The sequence below is a fragment of the Pseudovibrio sp. WM33 genome (assembly GCF_001623165.1).
Taxonomy (GTDB): Bacteria; Pseudomonadota; Alphaproteobacteria; order Rhizobiales; family Stappiaceae; genus Pseudovibrio.
On the sequence record NZ_LMCK01000090.1, the window covers coordinates 526763 to 544998 of the forward strand.

Annotated in this window: 20 protein-coding genes; 17 read left to right on the top strand and 3 right to left on the bottom strand. The window is 51.9% G+C overall.

What is annotated here, in order from left to right:
- Positions 1 to 22: 22 nt before the first annotated feature.
- The 4 genes from PsWM33_RS17700 to PsWM33_RS17715 all read left to right on the top strand — a co-directional run bounded on the left by PsWM33_RS17700 (position 23) and on the right by PsWM33_RS17715 (position 3416).
- Entirely contained in the window at positions 23 to 616 is a 594-nt protein-coding gene (locus tag PsWM33_RS17700) for a 5-formyltetrahydrofolate cyclo-ligase (protein ID WP_063301071.1), read from the top strand.
- Between the two features lie 242 nt (positions 617 to 858).
- Complete coding sequence (locus PsWM33_RS17705; protein WP_063301072.1) at positions 859 to 1695, top strand: TIGR00282 family metallophosphoesterase; 837 nt, start codon at positions 859 to 861, stop codon at positions 1693 to 1695.
- Positions 1696 to 1930: 235 nt separating this feature from the next.
- On the top strand, positions 1931 to 2674 hold the full coding sequence (locus PsWM33_RS17710) for a YebC/PmpR family DNA-binding transcriptional regulator (RefSeq protein ID WP_063301073.1): 744 nt from the start codon (positions 1931 to 1933) through the stop codon (positions 2672 to 2674).
- Positions 2675 to 2831: 157 nt separating this feature from the next.
- On the top strand, positions 2832 to 3416 hold the full coding sequence (locus PsWM33_RS17715) for a hypothetical protein (protein WP_063301074.1): 585 nt from the start codon (positions 2832 to 2834) through the stop codon (positions 3414 to 3416).
- A 4-nt stretch (positions 3417 to 3420) separates the two neighbouring features.
- Here the strand turns inward: PsWM33_RS17715 and PsWM33_RS17720 are convergent, their stop codons facing one another.
- The 3 genes from PsWM33_RS17720 to PsWM33_RS17730 all read right to left on the bottom strand — a co-directional run bounded on the left by PsWM33_RS17720 (position 3421) and on the right by PsWM33_RS17730 (position 5753).
- Positions 3421 to 3918 carry an Lrp/AsnC family transcriptional regulator gene (locus PsWM33_RS17720; RefSeq protein ID WP_057461985.1) on the bottom strand — a complete coding sequence of 166 codons (498 nt, stop codon included), beginning with the start codon at positions 3916 to 3918 and terminating at the stop codon, positions 3421 to 3423.
- 130 nt (positions 3919 to 4048) lie between these two features.
- Positions 4049 to 4810: a sulfite exporter TauE/SafE family protein gene (locus PsWM33_RS17725; protein ID WP_208994615.1), complete on the bottom strand. Its 762-nt coding sequence runs from the start codon at positions 4808 to 4810 to the stop codon at positions 4049 to 4051.
- A 187-nt stretch (positions 4811 to 4997) separates the two neighbouring features.
- The gene (locus PsWM33_RS17730) at positions 4998 to 5753 is read right to left on the bottom strand and encodes a sulfite exporter TauE/SafE family protein (RefSeq protein ID WP_063301075.1); all 756 of its coding nucleotides are present in this window, start codon (positions 5751 to 5753) and stop codon (positions 4998 to 5000) included.
- A 123-nt stretch (positions 5754 to 5876) separates the two neighbouring features.
- On the opposite strand from PsWM33_RS17730, the gene ruvC reads away from it, so the two are divergent.
- The 13 genes from ruvC to ftsH all read left to right on the top strand — a co-directional run bounded on the left by ruvC (position 5877) and on the right by ftsH (position 18010).
- A complete protein-coding gene (gene ruvC, locus PsWM33_RS17735; RefSeq protein WP_082827053.1) occupies positions 5877 to 6398 on the top strand; it encodes a crossover junction endodeoxyribonuclease RuvC in 522 nt (173 codons plus the stop codon).
- On the top strand, positions 6395 to 7009 hold the full coding sequence (gene ruvA / locus PsWM33_RS17740) for a Holliday junction branch migration protein RuvA (protein ID WP_063301076.1): 615 nt from the start codon (positions 6395 to 6397) through the stop codon (positions 7007 to 7009). The genes ruvC and ruvA overlap by 4 nt, the downstream gene beginning before the upstream one ends.
- Entirely contained in the window at positions 7009 to 8055 is a 1047-nt protein-coding gene (gene ruvB / locus PsWM33_RS17745) for a Holliday junction branch migration DNA helicase RuvB (RefSeq protein WP_063291530.1), read from the top strand. The genes ruvA and ruvB overlap by 1 nt, the downstream gene beginning before the upstream one ends.
- A gap of 9 nt (positions 8056 to 8064) precedes the next feature.
- The gene (gene ybgC, locus PsWM33_RS17750) at positions 8065 to 8526 is read left to right on the top strand and encodes a tol-pal system-associated acyl-CoA thioesterase (RefSeq protein ID WP_063301077.1); all 462 of its coding nucleotides are present in this window, start codon (positions 8065 to 8067) and stop codon (positions 8524 to 8526) included.
- Positions 8527 to 8771: 245 nt separating this feature from the next.
- Positions 8772 to 9557, top strand: a complete 786-nt coding sequence (tolQ, locus tag PsWM33_RS17755) for a protein TolQ (protein ID WP_063291532.1) — start codon at positions 8772 to 8774, stop codon at positions 9555 to 9557.
- A 3-nt stretch (positions 9558 to 9560) separates the two neighbouring features.
- Complete coding sequence (gene tolR, locus PsWM33_RS17760; protein ID WP_057461980.1) at positions 9561 to 10019, top strand: protein TolR; 459 nt, start codon at positions 9561 to 9563, stop codon at positions 10017 to 10019.
- Positions 10020 to 10025: 6 nt separating this feature from the next.
- On the top strand, positions 10026 to 10970 hold the full coding sequence (locus PsWM33_RS17765) for a hypothetical protein (RefSeq protein ID WP_063301078.1): 945 nt from the start codon (positions 10026 to 10028) through the stop codon (positions 10968 to 10970).
- A 94-nt stretch (positions 10971 to 11064) separates the two neighbouring features.
- A complete protein-coding gene (locus tag PsWM33_RS17770) occupies positions 11065 to 11385 on the top strand; it encodes a cell envelope integrity protein TolA (protein ID WP_153039859.1) in 321 nt (106 codons plus the stop codon).
- 55 nt (positions 11386 to 11440) lie between these two features.
- The gene (gene tolB, locus PsWM33_RS17775; protein WP_063301134.1) at positions 11441 to 12778 is read left to right on the top strand and encodes a Tol-Pal system beta propeller repeat protein TolB; all 1338 of its coding nucleotides are present in this window, start codon (positions 11441 to 11443) and stop codon (positions 12776 to 12778) included.
- Between the two features lie 141 nt (positions 12779 to 12919).
- A complete protein-coding gene (gene pal, locus PsWM33_RS17780) occupies positions 12920 to 13402 on the top strand; it encodes a peptidoglycan-associated lipoprotein Pal (protein ID WP_063290216.1) in 483 nt (160 codons plus the stop codon).
- 218 nt (positions 13403 to 13620) lie between these two features.
- The gene (gene ybgF / locus PsWM33_RS17785) at positions 13621 to 14508 is read left to right on the top strand and encodes a tol-pal system protein YbgF (RefSeq protein ID WP_063298462.1); all 888 of its coding nucleotides are present in this window, start codon (positions 13621 to 13623) and stop codon (positions 14506 to 14508) included.
- Positions 14492 to 15817 carry a tRNA lysidine(34) synthetase TilS gene (gene tilS / locus PsWM33_RS17790; protein ID WP_063298461.1) on the top strand — a complete coding sequence of 442 codons (1326 nt, stop codon included), beginning with the start codon at positions 14492 to 14494 and terminating at the stop codon, positions 15815 to 15817. The genes ybgF and tilS overlap by 17 nt, the downstream gene beginning before the upstream one ends.
- A 270-nt stretch (positions 15818 to 16087) precedes the next feature.
- Positions 16088 to 18010: an ATP-dependent zinc metalloprotease FtsH gene (ftsH, locus tag PsWM33_RS17795; RefSeq protein ID WP_057461975.1), complete on the top strand. Its 1923-nt coding sequence runs from the start codon at positions 16088 to 16090 to the stop codon at positions 18008 to 18010.
- Positions 18011 to 18236 lie beyond the last annotated feature (226 nt).

Consider the following 18236-nt stretch of genomic DNA (forward strand, 5'->3'; position numbering starts at 1 on the left):
TTCAATAGAAGTGAGGTGCGTGTTGACGTCTCAAGACACCGAGAATGCGGATTGTAAACTTGCCAAGCGAGACGTGCGGAAAGCCGGACTTGCTGCGCGGGCAACTCTTTCGCCTATAGAGCGGATTGAGCGGTCGCTTGATCTTGTAGGGTATGCTGGTGAGCTTGGGGTGGAACCGGGATCGGTTGTTGCCGGGTTCTGGCCTATTCGTGATGAGGTTGATCCACGTCCGCTGATGGATGCATTGGCGAAGACCGGCTGTTCTTTATGTCTTCCCGTTGTCATTGGTGACGATCTTGAGTTTCGCCGTCTGGATAAGGGCGGGCCGTTGGAACCGGCGGGTTTTGGCAGTATGGCACCGGGGCCTGAAGCGGAGGTTGTGCACCCCAATGTGGTGCTGGTGCCGCTCTCTGCCTTTGATGGGGATTGCAACCGGATCGGATATGGCAAAGGTTTTTACGACCGTGCATTGAGTGATCTGGAAAAACTTACCGATCTCACTGCGATTGGGGTTGCATTTGCAGTTCAAGAGGTAGAAGAGGTTCCGATGGAACCGCATGATCGTCAATTGGATGGAATCCTGACAGATCGTGGGCTTCTGAAAGCTGGTGATTAGAGTGATTTGTCAGGCACTGGGCCTTCTGCGATTTGCATGAAATGCTCGAGAGCTGGCGGGTCTGCTTTGGTCCAAATGATGTGCGCGTATTCTTTCATTATAAAGCCTTAGGTCTGGAATACGTGGCAGGGCATGTCTCGCGTTTAAATGCAGTTACGCGTCATGCTCTACGGTTTGTTTTGTGCGTGTCCTGATAGAAAGCCGAGCGGGTATTTCGGGGGTACGTTTGAAAGGGTATGTAAATGCAGCTGCTGTTTCTTGGGGATCTTGTTGGGCGCGCAGGTCGCAATGCCGCGACTGACGAATTGCCTCAACTCGTTGAAGACAACCAATTGGATTTTGTCGTAGTGAACGGCGAAAACTCCGCAGCAGGCTTTGGTATCACCGAAGAAATTCTTGAAAATGTGCTGGATGCCGGTGCTGACGTTGTTACTACTGGCAACCACATTTGGGATCAGCGCGATACGCTTGTTTACATTGAGCGTCAGAACCGCTTGCTGCGTCCTGCAAACTATCCATCAGGTACACCGGGTAAGGGCGCAAACCTTTACCATGCCAGGAATGGTGCTGATGTGCTGGTAGTGAATGTGATGGGCCGCGTTTACATGGATGCGCTGGATTGTCCGTTTGCCGCTATCGACAAAATTCTGGCTGACTGCCCGTTGGGCGCTATGGCTGATGCGATCATTATTGATATGCACGCTGAAGCGACCAGTGAAAAGCAGGCGATGGGTCACTTCTGTGATGGCCGTGCCTCTTTGGTTGTTGGCACCCATACGCATGTTCCGACTGCTGATCATCAGGTTCTGGTGGGCGGTACGGCCTATATGTCCGATGCGGGCATGTGTGGTGATTATGATTCTGTTTTGGGTATGGATAAGGAAGAACCGGTCAACCGCTTCCTGCGCAAAGTGAATGGCAGCCGTTTTACACCTGCATTGGGTGAAGCAACGGTTTGTGGTGTTGCTGTTGAGACGGATGACCGCACGGGTCTGGCCAAGCATGTCTCTCCAGTACGGATTGGCGGGCGTTTGTCGCAGATTATCCCACCATTCTGGCCGAGTACAGCAAATAGCTAAGCCTGAATAAACGTCATGCTTACACGGTGATTGGTAGGGAAGAGGAAGGTCGGAAGCTCTCTCGCGGTTTCTTGCTCTGGATTTTGTCGTGTAAGCGTCTTATAAGCTTTCATCAAATTTGCTCGACGTTTAGGCGACATGCGTGTCGGGGAGAGCGCTGTCCAAGCTATCAGCGGCTTGGTGAACGCTCCTTCGAGCTATAAGTTTTATTTGCAAACACAAGCCGGGAAGACCTATGGCCGGACATTCAAAATTCAAAAACATCATGCACCGCAAGGGACGTCAGGACGCTGTGCGTTCCAAACTGTTCTCTCGCTTTTCCAAAGAGATTACAGTTGCTGCTAAAATGGGTGATCCTGACCCGGATAAGAACCCGCGCCTGCGCCTTGCTGTGCAGAACGCGAAGGCCCAGTCCATGCCGAAGGACAACATTGCCCGCGCGATTGCAAAGTCTCAGGCTGGAGACGGCGCTGATTATACCGAAATTCGCTATGAGGGTTATGGCCCAGGCGGCACTGCGATTATTGTTGAAGTGTTGACTGACAACAAAAATCGCTCTGCTGCAAATGTGCGCTCCTACTTCACCAAGTACGGTGGTTCCATGGGGGAGACTGGTTCTGTTTCCTTCATGTTCGATCGTGTTGGCGAGCTTGTTTACAAGCCTGAAGCTGGTGATGCGGACACTGTCATGGAAGCTGGTATTGAAGCTGGTGCTGATGACGTTGAGAGCGATGAAGACGGCCACACCATTATCTGTGCCTTCGAAGATCTCTCCGACGTTTCCAAGGCGCTGGAAGAAGCGCTGTGCGAAGCTGAGTCTGTGAAGACCATCTGGAAGCCGCAGAACCTTGTGGAAGTGAACGAAGAGAAAGCTGGCACCATCATGAAGCTGATGGATGCGCTGGAAGATGATGATGATGTGCAGAACGTTTTCTCTAACTTCGACATCTCAGAAGAAATCATGGCAAAGCTCGGCTAAGCCTGTTTTCTGATTATGCTTTAGAGGCGGTGCGTTTTGCGTGCCGCCTTTTTTGTTGCGTGTTTGTTTTGCGAGGGGCCCCTGATTTCAATGGAGTTGGTTTAGTTGGGGCTCTGTGAAACCCTTTTGCGACCATGATCAGGGTTGAGGCAGGTTCGTGAGTGAGGAAAACGGCAAGGTTCGCGTGATTGAGCATGCTATCGGCTCGGCGTGGCGGCTGCATTTGCTGGCGATTGCTTATGCCGCTCTTCTGGTTCTTGGTGCCGTGCTGGAAACACCTTCCGGTGTCTGGGAGGAGAGGGCGCCGTTGGTGGCACGGGTCTACGGCTTTTGTATGCTCAGTGCGCCGTATGTGCTGACGATAACTGGCCTGTTGACGGCGCTGTATCTGCGGCAGGCAGTGAACATTGCCCGGACAATGAAAGAGCGCTGTCTGATTGCGACAGCTGCTATTCTAACCATGCCGATCAATGGTTTTCATAAGGGAGAGTGGTGGGTATCCCTGTGTTCAGTCACTGTGACTGTGTTCCCACCTTTGCTCTACATCGGCCTTGCTTTGCTCGGGCAGTCCCTTTCCTTTATCGGATTGGGGCTTTGTATTGGTGCATACTTGTTTTGCCTTTATCAAAGGCAGATGCTGCTCATCGCTCAAAACAGCAACTTCCTTCAGGACAGGATTTCCGAGCTGGTCAGTATGGCGCAGATCGTTACCGGTTCAGGTAACAACGAGGACGCCTCGTGATTGATTAATCGTCGTCGATAATGGATTCCAGATGCTGTAGTGGCAATGCGCCGTTTGCTTTGAGTGTGCGGATTGCAAAGTTGGACCGTACATCTTCAACGCCGTCCAGCGACATCAGGAAGTCAGAGAGGAAGACGTCATAGGCTTCCAGCGTTGGAACAACAATCTCAGCAAGGATATCGGATTGGCCTGAGACCAGATGACACGACACGACTTCTGGCTGAGAGGTGACGCGCTCAATGATTGACATGATCTGCGCTTTGCTTTGTTTGCCTACGCGCATTTCAACAAAGACCGTCATGCCAAGACCAACAGTCTTGCGATTCACGGATGCCTGATAACCGTTGATCACACCGCTGTCCTCGAGGTTTTTGACGCGGCGCAGGCATGGAGATGGGGATAGGGCGACTTTACCTGCCAACTCTACGTTGGTCAGGCGGCCGTCCTCCTGAAGATTTTTCAGGATTTCTAGGTCAATCTTGTCGAGCGATGATTTTGGCATAAATCTGGTTTTTTCGTCTGTTTATAGGGATATTATTGCGGAAACTAAGCTGTTTTTCTTTGTTTCGCAAGCCGTGTTGGTTGCCTGAGGCTTCTCTTGGCCGTTATCAACGTGTGTGTGTGGTCTTAGATTATCTGAGAATTCCATCCAAAATTGGCATGCTTGTGATGGCAGCTCCCAATATGAGTGAATAAGCGAGTGCGCGGTACGACCGACCGCTTGATAGTGAGAACCCTTTGGCTCCCAAATAGATGCTCAGGCCGTATGCCGGGCAGATCAGGAGTGACAGGAGCAGCAGTTCCTGTGTGATCAGGCCATTCCACCAGAACGCCGCAAATGAGCCGAAACTGGTGAAGAAGAAGTATGTGATCAGGTTGGCGCGGATTACGCTGACGGGCAGGGGCCCTGACATCCAGTAGGTGATGACCGGAGGGCCAGCCAGTTGTGTCATGCCGCCGAGCAGACCAGAAACTGCGCCAACCCCAAAGGAGGTGCGCTTGTTGGGTGCCTTGGTGTAGCGCCATCCCGAAATCAAAATGATTAGCAGGAGGAGTACCACACCGGACAGAACCCAGCGCAAAACGTAGGGATCGGCATTCGTGAGTACCCATGCGCCGATAGATACTGTGATCACTGCCCCTCCTGCTGCTGGAAGGACCGTTCTCCAGTCGCAGATTTTGGTGGCTGAGACCACCATGGGGAGTGAGATTGTTGCATCGACTATGAGAAGGGAGGCGGCGGCCAGCTTTGGCTCCATAATGGCGGAGGCGATGGGCATGTAGATCATCGCGGCTCCGAAGCCCGCAAACCCACGGGTTAACCCGGCAAGCGCTATAGTTGCGCACACCATCAAGAAGGCCGGGGATTCGAGTCCTGCGACGTCTGGGAGCATATATGCCTCTGCTGAGAAGGTTGGTTTTAGGCTTCCTAGTTGTGCGGACTATAAGTTACGAAGGTGCCTTCCTCCAATCGGGACAATTGGAGGAATTGTCGAGAATTTCTCAATTACCCCCTTCTGTAGATGACAATCTGCCCTTTAGCCTTGTGAAACTGCGGGAAATTGAGTGAGGCAGATATGGCTAGAGGTCGTGGAAGAATGGCAGCGAAACGACTGCTGCGAGGAAGATGATGCCTTTTGCAGCCCATTTGAAATAGGTGGGAGGTGCGCTTTTGAAGGCTTTCGCACCAAACATAAGGCAGCCCAGATAGATTGGGCCTGCGATGATCAGGACCGGTATGAGTTCTTTTGTGAAAAGGCCGTTGTAAGCGTAAGAGGCATATGCGGAGACGTCAGCTATCGCGATAAACACGATCATGTTAGCGCGGATTACGTTTTGTGGATGGGGGCCGGTTGCCCAAAGTGTGTAGATGGGGATGGACGGCATCTGGCTGAAGCCGCCAAGCAGGCCAGAGAGTGCCCCGACACCGAGGTTCTGCTTGCGGCTGGGTTCCTCTGAATAGGTCCAGTTGGACATGAGGACGGCCAGCAGCGCGAGCACTACGATGGATATGCCCCAGTGCAGAATAAAGGGTGGTGCATTGGCGAGGATCCATGCGCCGACAGAAACGGCAAGGATCGCTCCAATGGCGGCAGGCACGACGCTTTTCCATCGGCACAGCTTGGTTGCCGGGAAAATGAGTGGCAGTGCGATGACGGTGTCGAGGATGAGAAGTGTGGCGGCAGCGAGTTTTGGGCCGATGACCAGTGCGGCGAGGGGGATCCAGACCATACCTGAGCCAAACCCGGCAAATCCACGCATCAAACCTGCCAAAAGGATGGCTCCAGCCACCAGACACAACTGCAAGGCGGAGTGTGCAGACAATGCTTCAATCATACCGGGTCCTTACCTGCAGGATTTGCAGGAACGCGTGGATTACTCCTGAATTTTAACGGATTAAGCGATTGGTTGAGGTTACCGGCTAGCGTCTTTGGAGATTTTTCGTTACCGGTTTGTTCTATGGATCATTCAATTCGAATCATGGGTGTTGACCCTGGCCTCAGGAACACTGGTTGGGGCATTATTGATGCCAAAGGTAATCGCGTCAGCTTCATTGGAAGCGGCACGATACAATCCAACAGCAAGTACTCCCTCGCAGAACGGCTCAAGCAGTTATACACTGGCTTGCAAGAAGTGATTGAACGCTATGATCCTTCTGAGGCTGCGGTTGAGAATACGTTTGTGAACAAGGATGCTGGAGCTACGCTTAAGCTGGGGCAGGCGAGGGGGATCGCTCTGCTTGTGCCATCTCTGCACAATCTCGTGGTTTCAGAATATGCTCCGAACCTGGTGAAAAAGACCGTGGTGGGAACCGGACACGCGGAAAAAGAGCAAATCCGGATGATGGTGAAGGTGTTAATGCCGAAGGCGACGTTTAATTCGGACGACGCGGCGGATGCACTGGCGATTGCGATCTGCCATAGTCATCACCGGGGTAGTGTAACGGGCCGTCTGGCCGCAGCGGAGGCGCGTTTGAAATGATCGGGAAACTCAAGGGTGTCGTCGACAGTTACGGCGATGATTTTGTACTGCTGGATGTGCAGGGTGTTTGTTATCAGGTTCATTGCCCCTCTCGCGTGTTGCAGCAATTGCCGCGTGTCGGCGAAGCTGCTGTGCTGGCCATTGAGACCATGGTCCGTGAGGATATGATCAAGCTCTTCGGTTTTTCCGAGGACAACGAACGTGAATGGTTCCGCATTCTCATGACCGTTCAGGGTGTTGGGGCAAAGGTTGCGCTGGGCATTTTAGGCATCATGCGCGCGACAGAAGTGGCGAACGCGATCGCGCTGGGCGATAAGACTGCGATTACACGGGCACCGGGTGTTGGTAAGCGTGTAGCTGAGCGTATTGTGACAGAGCTGAAAGACAAGGCGCCTGCCTTTGCCTCTGTTGAAGATGACACCATTGCTATTTCCCAAAGCGTTGCGGAAAATGTGGCGTCCCGGCCTGTGGCAGATGCTGTCTCGGCTCTTTCCAATCTCGGTTATCAGCCTGCTCAGGCTTCAGCTGCTGTGGCAGCTGCTGTGAAAACAGCAGGTGAAGATGCAAGCGCTGAAAAACTTATTCGCCTCGGCCTTAAGGAACTTGCGTAATGAATGAGGGTGAGGATCGCCTTGTTACTCCTGAAATTCGGGGCGACGAGATTGACAGCGGAACGCGTCCGCAAACGCTGGATGACTTTACTGGACAGGCGCAGGCTCGTGAAAACCTGAAGGTTTTCATTGGAGCGGCGAAAGCACGGAGTGAAGCGCTGGATCATGTGTTGTTTGTCGGGCCTCCGGGCCTTGGCAAGACAACGCTGGCGCAGATTATGGCGCGTGAACTTGGTGTGAACTTCCGGGCAACGTCTGGTCCCGTGATCGCAAAAGCGGGTGATCTGGCTGCGCTGTTGACCAATCTGGAAGACCGGGATGTTTTGTTCATTGACGAGATCCACCGCCTCAACCCTGCGGTTGAAGAGGTGTTGTATCCGGCAATGGAGGATTACCAGCTCGACCTCATTATTGGTGAAGGGCCAGCTGCGCGATCTGTGAAGATTGACCTTGCCAAGTTTACTTTGGTGGCCGCAACGACCCGTATTGGCTTGCTGACGACGCCGTTGCGTGACCGGTTTGGCATTCCTGTTCGGCTTGAGTTTTATACTCCGGAAGAGCTGGAGTTGATTGTGAAGCGCGGTGCGCGACTCTTGGGAATCGGCATGAGTGATGCGGGTGCACGAGAGATTGCCAAGCGCTCCCGCGGGACACCGCGTATTGCAGGACGTTTGTTACGCCGTGTGCGGGACTTTGCGATTGTTGCCGGAGATGCTGAGATTGATAGTGGGCTTGCTGACCGTGCTTTGCGGCAGCTGGAAGTTGACAGCGCTGGCTTTGATAGCCTCGACCGGCGTTATCTGAAGCAGATTGCGCTGAACTTTGGTGGCGGCCCTGTTGGAATCGAGACGATTGCAGCTGCTCTTTCTGAGCCGCGGGATGCGATTGAAGAGATTGTTGAGCCGTATCTTATCCAGAATGGCTATCTACAACGGACACCGCGTGGCCGAATTTTGACGCCAATCGCTTTCAAACACCTTGGTTTGGTGGTGCCTGATAACCCGAATGCACCTCAGATGGCTCTTTTTCAACACGCTGAAGACTGACCTGCAGATATGAACACTAAAAAAACTGAGGCAAATTGGCCCGATCTGACGGGGCGAATTGACGGTAACGAACATATTTTGCCTGTGCGTGTGTATTACGAGGACACCGACTTTTCCGGCGTCGTCTATCACGCGGCTTATCTGAAGTTCATGGAGCGTGGCCGCACTGAGCTGCTGCGTATGCGCGGTGTGCATCATCATGAGCTGGATTCAGGCATGCATGGGGAGCGTCTGGCGTTTGCTGTTCGCCATATGGACATTGATTTTCTCAAGCCTGCACGAATCGATGATGTGCTTGAAGTTCATACGGATATCAGTGAAGTGAAGGGTGTCCGGATGTTTATAAGCCAAAGAGTTATGCGTGGTGACGAAGTTTTGATCAAAGCACGTGTGACTGCTGTGGCTATTTCTGCAGACGGGAAACCTCGCAGATTGCCCAAGGATCTAATCGCCCAAATGAACGGCGAATAAGCGCGATACTCATCGCGAAAAATCACCAATATTCATTCAAATTAAACGGGACTGGAAGCCTTTTAATCCTTCAGTAACCTTAAACAGGTCTTTTCATTTATGCCTTCAATGCTGGCTGTAGTCGAAGTTTCGCCAAATTCGACAGGCAGGAAGGCTGCTAAATGTTTAATAGACTGGTTGTGTCCATGGCAGGGGTTCTACCGTGGACAGGTCTTTGGGTTATCAGGGCAAGAGGTCCTTATTACATGAACTCTAAGGTGATGAAACTCGTTGTGGCCATGAGCGCAGCGGCGGCTTTGTTGACGCCATTGGCTGCAACGGCTCAGGACGTGCAATCTGTTGAGCTGGGTGCAGCTCCGGGTTCGGGCTTGTCCTACATTTCGTTGTTTCTGGAAGCAGACATCGTCGTCAAGATTGTAATGATCGGTCTGATCGCTGCTTCTGTCTGGAGCTGGGCGATTATCTTTGACAAGATTGTTCTTTACGGTCGCTCTCGTCGCCAGATGAACCGTTTTGAGAATGTGTTCTGGTCCGGTCAGTCTCTCGAAGAGCTTTATAAGTCTTTATCCTCCCGCGCGAATAACGGCATGTCTGCATTGTTTGTGGCTGCGATGCGTGAGTGGAAGCGCTCTCATGAAGGGGATAAGCCTGCGATTGCCAGCTTGCAGCAGCGTATCGACCGTGTGATGGATTTGACCATTTCCCGTGAAGTTGAGCGTCTTGAAAAACGTCTGTTGTTCCTTGCAACAATCGGCAGTGCAGCTCCATTTGTTGGTCTGTTTGGTACGGTCTGGGGCATCATGAATGCGTTTACGTCCATTGCAGCTTCCAAGAACACCAACCTTGCCGTTGTGGCTCCGGGTATCGCCGAGGCGCTGTTTGCGACCGGTTTGGGCCTGATTGCAGCTATTCCGGCGGTTATTGCTTACAACAAACTGCAGAGCGATTCCGGCAAGCTTGCCGCGCGTATGGAAGGCTTTGCAGATGAGTTTTCCGCTATTTTGTCCCGCCGCATTGATGAGCGAGGATAACCCATGGGTATGAGCACTGGAGCAGCTGGTGGTGGTGGTCGTGCAGGTGGCAGACGTGGTCGCCGCAGGCATTCTCACGCACCGATGAGCGAGATCAACGTAACGCCGATGGTGGACGTGATGCTGGTACTGCTGATCATCTTTATGGTGGCAGCTCCCTTGCTGACTGTCGGCGTGCCGATTGACCTGCCTGAAACTCGCGCAAAAGCGATGGAAGGTGACACTGAGCCGATAGCGATTTCGGTGAAGTCTGATGGGGGCGTGTTCATTCAGGATACCGAAATCCCTATTGATGAGTTGATCGCGAAACTCGGTGCGATTGCCGAGAATGGTTACAACGAGCGTATTTACGTGCGTGGTGATCAGGATGCTGATTACGGAATCATCATGAAAGTTATGGGTCGCATCAATGCTGCTGGATACAAGCGCATTGGGCTCGTCACTCTAGAGGAGCAGGGTTAACCGGGAATGCGTGCAGGCCTTATCGCATCGCTAGTTGTTCACGTGGTCGTGCTTGTTGCCGGAGCGGTTTCGCTTAACTTCGGCAAAGAGCTGAACACTGCCCCGGTGGATTCACTGCCCGTGGATCTTGTGCCTGTGAGCGAGCTGACAAAGCTGCAGCTGGGCACAAAAGAAGCGAAGGAAATCAAAGAGGCTGCGTTGCAGCCGACCAAGAAGCCTGCGGAAAAGCCAGAACCGGAGAAAAAGACCGGTGAAGCTAAGAAAGAGGTGAAGAAGGTTCAGGAAGCGAAGAAGGAAGTGCAGCAGGCTGAAACACCGCCGCCGCCACCGGAACCAGCTGAGCCAGAACCAGCCCCAAAGGAAGTGCCGAAAGAAAAGGCGCCTGCGGAGACTGCAGAACTTGGTCCTGAAGTCGAGAAAACAGAAAAGCCGAAGCAGGTCGTTAAAGTTCGTCCACGTTCCAAGCCAAAGCCTCCAGCGCGCCCTAAAGCGCCGAAGAAGGAAGAGCCGAAGAAGAAGAAGGAAGACTTTAACTCGAAGATGGCGGCTTTGCTGAACAAAACGAATGCGAAGTCGAGCGGGACTGCAAAGTCTGCAAAACCGGCTTCTCTTGGATCCGAATTGGGTCAGACCAACGTGAAGATGAGCCAGTCTGAACTGGATGCGCTTCGCGGGCGGATCGGGCAGTGTTGGAACCCAGCTGTTGGAGCTCTGGATGCTCACGAATTGAATGTGAGTGTTGAGTTTAAGCTGACACGAGCCGGAGAGGTCGATGGTTCGCCCCGTGTGTTGAACTCAAGTTCTCATCCTGCTTTTGCGGCTTCAGCTGGCGCAGCAGTGCGGGCAATCCTACGTTGTGGACCTTATCAAGACGTGCTGCCTATTGCGAAATACGATGCGTGGGAGACTGTTATCATGAACTTTACTCCTCGCGACATGCTTGGATACTGACGGGATAGCTATGAGAAAAGCTTTGGGTATCGAAAGGGTTAAGGTAGGGGCGAGACTAGTCCTCGCTACAGGTGTTCTCTCTGGATGTGCCGCCATGGCTGATAGCGGTACTTCTTTGCTGCCGTTAACCAGCGACGAGTTAGCTGTTTTTCGAGATCAAATTGCCGGTTGTTGGATTCCTCCTCACGGATCTGATGGAGTGGTGCGATTGCAGTTTGATCTTAGTCGATCAGGCGAACTTGTAGGAACCCCGCAGGTGTTAAGCTCAGGAAAGTCTCCTGAGTACAAAGCGGCTGCAACAAGTGCGGTGAGAGCCGTAGCCCGCTGTGCGCCTTACTCTCTTCCGGCTGAAAAGTATGAAACCTGGAAGACAGTCACACTGAATTTTGATCTTCGCGATATGCGTGGATATTAGGTATTGAGATTGAAAGGAGCTTAGGTCTATGTCCTTTGTGATGGGGCTTAACCCAATGCGTACAACAGGAGTCAAGCAGCTGTGGCGTCATGCATGTCGCCTTGTGGCTGCTGCTGTTACTGTTGCTGCGATCTCTCAACCTGCATATGCCCTGATTGAACTTGATATTACTCAGGGCAACGTTGAACCTATGCCGATTGCAATTTCTCCCTTTGCAGGTTCCGGCTTGCAGGAAGACGTGGCAGGGCAGATTTCTCAAGTTGTTGCAGCGGATTTGCAGCGCTCGGGCTTATTCCGCCCGATTGATCCGACAGCGCATATTCAGCAGGGAATGAATGTGGGCACCATGCCGCGCTTTGGCGATTGGAGAACCATTGGTTCTCAGGCTTTGGTGACTGGTTCTATCGCGCAGCAGGCAAACGGACAGATCCGGGCAGAATTTCGCTTGTGGGATGTGTTTGCCGGTCAGCAGTTGATTGGCCAGCAGTTCTTTACCACACCGGAAAACTGGCGCCGTCTGGCACACATCATTTCCGACGCGGTTTACCAGCGTTTGACTGGTGAGAAAGGCTACTTCGATACCCGCGTGGTCTTTATTGACGAAAGCGGACCGAAGGATGTGCGCCGTAAGCGTCTGGCAATTATGGATCAGGATGGCGCGAATGTGCGCTATCTGACCCGTGGTGATGACCTTGTGCTGACACCTCGGTTCTCTCCTGTCTCTCAGGAAGTGACCTACATGTCTTATGTAGGCGGTAATCCGCAGGTTTACCTGTTCAACATTGAAACCGGACAGCGTGAGGTTCTTGGGAACTTCCCAGGTATGACGTTTGCGCCGCGCTTCTCTCCTGATGGTCAAAAGGTCATCATGAGCTTGCAGCAGGGCAGCAATGCGAACCTTTATCTCATGGATCTCCGGACACGCCGGACTACGCGCCTGACCAATACAGCCGCTATCGACACCAGTCCTTCTTTCTCACCGGATGGGAGCCAGGTGGTGTTTGAAAGTGACCGTGGCGGTTCTCAGCAGCTTTATGTGATGAACTCAAATGGAAGCGGTGCGACACGCATATCCTTTGGGCCAGGACAGTATTCAACGCCTGTGTGGTCGCCGCGCGGTGATTTGATTGCCTTTACCAAGGTGCATCAGGGACGCTTTATGATTGGCGTTATTCGCCCAGATGGTAAGGGTGAGCGTATTCTCACTGAAGGCTATCACAATGAGGGACCAGCCTGGTCTCCAAACGGACGTGTACTGACGTTCTTCCGCGATACCGTGGGCGAGCAGGGCGGTCCTCAGGTCTGGACGGTTGACCTGACCGGCTATAACGAACAGCTGGTTCAGACGCCAAACTTTGCATCAGATCCGGCGTGGTCTCCGTTGCTCGACTAACCATGAAACTGAGACCCCCAATTTCTCGCGGGAAATTGGGGTCATTAGCACTTCATTAACCAATAAATTCAAGTTACCCTTAACCAAGTTGGTCTAGGGCTTTTTTAACCCTCGGGGTTTGAGGGACAGGAGATTCTATAAATGTCAAAGACGCTGTTCGCGCGCGGAGCGCGTTTCGCTGCTGTGGTGGCTGTGTGTCTCGTCGCAGCAGCTTGTTCGCAGACACGCCCTGAACTGACCAGTGGCAATAGTTCTGTTGCAGCTGGCTCTGGACAGGACTTCGTTGTGAATGTTGGGGATCGTGTATTCTTCCTCAACAACCAGAGCTCCATTGATGGTTCTGCTCGTGCAGTGCTGGATAAGCAGGCTCAGTGGCTGCAACACTATAAAAACTACTCAATTACTATTGAAGGTCACGCTGATGAGCGCGGCACTCGCCAGTACAACATTGCACTGGGTGCGCGACGTGCAGCTGCCGTTCGGGAATACCTTGTTGCAAAAGGCATTAGCCCAACCCGCATCAAGACTCTTTCCTACGGTAAAGAGCGTCCGGTTGCGGTTTGTAATGCGGCTTCCTGCTGGAGCCAGAACCGTCGTGCTGTGACAGTTCTGAACGGTCAGTAATTGAGTTTGACTCGCTGAAATTTGGAAAAGGCTTCTCTAATTTGGGGGAGCCTTTTTTGTTGAAACTCCTGCAAACTTGTAGGAGAACGGAAATTGGTCGGGGAGAAGCCGCAAATAGGAGAGAAACACTGAATGTGTGCCCTATTTTCGTCTTTTCCTCTTGCCAAGAGATGAGAAATTCCGACCCGGCCCCTGTAGGGTGTCTCAGGAGATAATTGATGGCTCTTTATCGACGTATTGCAACAAGCTTTATTGTTCTTGCGCTTGTAACCTCTACAAGTTTACCAGCATCTGCGCAGCTTTTCGGTTCATCCAAAAATAATGAAACCGCACAGAACACTGCTCGCCTTGGTCAACTTGAAGAGCAGGTTCGCTTGCTGACAGGCAAGGTTGAAGAGCTCAATCACAAACTACGTCTGACTGAAGACGCTCTGCGCCGTTCTCAGGAGGACGTTGAGTACCGCCTGCAGCAGTTGGAAAATCCGGGCCAGACACCTCGCGTTGTCCAGCCTCCTGTTGTTCAGCAACCGAGCACGACGGCTCCGACAAATCGGTCTCAGCAACTTTCTACGCTGAATACGCCTGCACAGGGAACGAACAGCGGTCCGTTGGATCTTTCTCAGATTGCACGCGGCAACAACGCTGCGCCTACCGGTTCCACACCTGCACCAAGTTCTGGCTCTCTTCAGTTCTCTGGCAGCGTGAATGAACTGCTGAGCGGTGACCCACAGTCGGACTACAATGCTGTTTATGGTCTGATGGTTGGCGGCAACTACCCAGCTGCGACTGAGGGCTTTGATACGTTTCTTGGTATGTATCCTGATCATGAGCTGACTGCGAATGCGCAGCACTGGCTTGGCGAAAGCCTGCTGGCTCAGCGTCAGTATGAGAACGCTGCACAAGCTTTTTTAAAAAGCTATACTGATTTTCCTGAGAGTGAACTGGCTCCTGAAAGCTTGCTGAAATTGGGGACTGCCCTTACAGGTATGGGGAATGCGCCCGCTGCTTGTGAAACTTACGAGCAGCTTCTCGCCAATTTCCAGTTTGCAGCCCCTGCTGTGCTGGAGCAGGCCAAGGTTCAACAAAAACGTGACAACTGCCTCTAATCAAGTTGCTCTCTTTTCTTCCGATGAGCTGAATGAGCTTTTCGGAGAGTATAAGTCTTTCCGCCGGATCGCCGTTGGTGTGTCCGGCGGTGCTGATTCTATGGCTCTGCTTTATCTTTTGAAGCAGTGGACGCAGGAACTGGGGTTTTCTGCTCCTGAACTTTATGCTTTCACAGTCGATCATGGTTTGCGTGCTGAGGCCGCCAGCGAAGCTGCAGGCGTTGCGCAGTATTGCCGGCGCATTGAAGTGCCACATGAGACATTGCATTGGATTGGTGAGAAACCGTCTTCAAACATCCAATCGGAAGCCCGGGATGCGCGCTATGCTCTTTTGCGACAGGCTGCTGAAGACCATGGATGTGAGGGGCTCTTTCTAGGCCATCATCTGGAAGATCAGGCAGAAACGTTTTTGACGCGTTTGGCGCGGGGCAGTGGGGTTTATGGTCTTGCGTGTATTCGTAAGGACCGCGAGTTGGACGGGTTTCAGATTTGCCGTCCACTGCTCGAAATCAGCAAGGTTCGGCTCAAGTCGCTTTTGCATTCTGCCCAGGTGCCATGGTTTGAAGATCCTTCTAATGAAGATGAGCAGTTTACGCGTGTGAAATTTCGCCAAGCGCAGCAGGAGCTTGACGAACTTGGGCTAACTGCGGCGAAGCTTTCCGACACGGCGCGACGCATGGCCCGTACTGCTGATGCGATTGATGTTTGGGTGGATGAAGTAGCTGAGAAATCCTGTACGTTTCATAGTGCCGGACCAGTCCGTTTTGACAGTTCGTGTCTGGAGTACATTCCCGATGAAATTGGCTTGAGGCTGGTTGGTCGACTCGTTCGCTACATTTCCGGCGCTCCTTATATGCCGCGCCTTGCCAAGCTTGAAGGGCTTTATGAGACTCTGAAAGCAGAAGATGGGAGCAGGGCGGCCACTCTTGGCGGGGTTCGATTTGCGCTGGCAAAACCACGTGACGAATCTATCTGGTTTTGTTTTCGGGAGGCTGGAAGGGCTGGCTTGCCAGAGATTGAGGTTAAGCCAGGAGATGAGGGAATATGGGATGATCGCTGGCGTTATAAAGCAGCGCATTCTGCAGAAGGCTTCAAAATCACTTATGTTCAAAAAGAGCTTTGTGGAGATTTTGAGCTAGAAATTCCTGCTAACTGGCTGAAAACAGCATTTCTGACAGCTCCGCTTATTGTTTTTGTTGGTGGGGTATCCTACATGCCTTGGAAGAAGATTGGTCGAACAACAGCTGATGCTGATGTAAGATCGAGGACCTACGGAATTTCGATGGTCCCAGTGAGCAGAACATTTTGAATAAATCTTGGTTTTGCTGGCGTTCTGTTAAATCTATGCATTTATGCTTTAGAGGAATGCAATTTGAACGTCTGGGCTGGTAAAGTCGGAATTAACGGAACATCAATCCTGAATTTTCAGGGGTAACCGGCAAAATTCCGTTGGCCTTAAGAAAACTGAGAAAGAATCTGTGTCATTCTCAGGAAAACGTAGAAAGCCCATTAGGGCTCGCTATGATCTTGACAGAGACACGTGCGAGGATCGCCGCCACCTTGCGGTAAAGGGATCGAAATGAACACCAATTTCCGGAATTTTGCCCTCTGGGTGATTATTGGTCTGTTGCTGATAGCGCTGTTCCAGCTCTTTCAGAACCCGACCTCACGAAGTAACACTAATGAAATTGCTTATTCTCAGTTTATCAATCAAGCTGAGCAAGGCGATATCCGTGAGGTCACGATTCAACAACAACAGATTACCGGCAAATACAGCAATGGCGGTACATTCCAGACCTATGCGCCTAGTGATGCCAAATATGTTGATGTGCTGCAAACCAAAGGCGTTTTGATTAACGCGAAGCCACCTTCCGAGAGTTTCTCTCTCTTTGGAGCCTTGATTTCATGGCTACCGATGCTGTTGATCCTCGGTATCTGGATCTTTGTGATGCGTCAGATGCAAGGTGGTGGTGGCAAAGCTATGGGCTTTGGCAAATCCAAAGCGAAACTGCTGACTGAAGCTTCTGGCCGCGTGACGTTTGAAGACGTTGCGGGCATTGACGAAGCGAAGGAAGACCTTCAAGAGATTGTTGAGTTCCTGCGTGACCCGCAGAAATTCCAGCGTCTTGGTGGTCGTATCCCACGCGGTTGTTTGCTTGTTGGTCCTCCAGGAACTGGTAAGACCTTGACAGCCCGTGCAGTTGCAGGCGAGGCGAACGTCCCATTCTTCACCATCTCCGGTTCTGATTTCGTTGAAATGTTTGTTGGTGTTGGTGCTTCTCGTGTTCGTGACATGTTCGAACAGGCGAAGAAGAACTCTCCATGCATTATCTTCATCGATGAGATCGATGCTGTTGGCCGTCACCGTGGTGCAGGCCTTGGCGGTGGTAACGACGAACGCGAACAGACCCTTAACCAACTCCTTGTTGAAATGGATGGTTTTGAAGCTAATGAAGGTGTGATCATCATCGCGGCTACCAACCGTCCTGACGTGCTTGATCCTGCGCTTCTACGTCCGGGTCGTTTTGACCGTCAGATTGTTGTGCCAAATCCAGATGTCACTGGCCGTGAAAAGATCCTCAAAGTTCACATGCGTAAAGTGCCATTGGCTCCAGATGTAAACGTGCATACACTTGCTCGCGGTACGCCTGGTTTCTCTGGTGCTGACTTGATGAACCTTGTGAACGAGGCTGCGCTTCTTGCAGCGCGCCGGTCCAAGCGTCTAGTCACCATGGCCGAGTTTGAAGATGCTAAAGACAAGGTGATGATGGGTGCGGAACGCCGTACGCTTGTCATGACCGAAGAAGAGAAGAAGCTGACTGCTTATCACGAAGCTGGTCATGCGCTGGTTGCGATGCACATGCCTGCGTCTGATCCAGTACACAAAGCAACGATTATTCCGCGTGGTCGTGCACTGGGTATGGTGATGAGGTTGCCTGAGAAAGATCAGGTTTCTTTGACCCGTGCGAAGTGTAAAGCTGACCTTGCTGTTGCTATGGGTGGCCGTGTGGCTGAAGAAATGATCTTCGGTTATGAGAAGGTTACTTCCGGTGCTTCCGGCGATATCCAGATGGCAACCAAGCTTGCAAAGGCTATGGCGACGCAGTTTGGTATGTCCGATAAGCTTGGTCCGTTGCTTTACGGTGAGAACCAAGAAGAAGTCTTCCTTGGTCACTCTGTTGCGAAGAGCCAGAATGTTTCTGATGAAACCCAGAAAATGGTTGATGCAGAAATAAAAAGCTTCGTCAATCAGGGCTATGAGACCGCGAATAAGGTTCTGAAAGAGCATGAAGATCAGTTGCATCTGATTGCTCAGGGTTTGTTGGAGTATGAAACGCTCTCCGGTGATGAAATCCGCAAGATGCTTGATGGTGAGCAGCCTGTGCGTGATACCGGTGATGATAGTCCATCCACTCCGCGTTCTACTGGTGTACCCACCGCTGGCGGAAAGAAGCACGGCGGTGAAGCTTCTGATGGGCTTAACCCACAACCTCAGAGCTAATAGCCAGTCTTCTTGAAGGCACTTTGAAAAATAAAATGCCCGGCTGTTCAGTCGGGCATTTGCTATTTCGGCCCAACTGTTTGGCTTTTGTCTTGATGAAAATTCGGCTTTGCTACTGCGTCAAATAGCAGGTGAACCGTAATAATTGGACACATCATTTGACAGGACTAGGCGAGGACAAACATGTATCACCACTTCAATTGGATTTATCGTGAGCGTTGCGCTC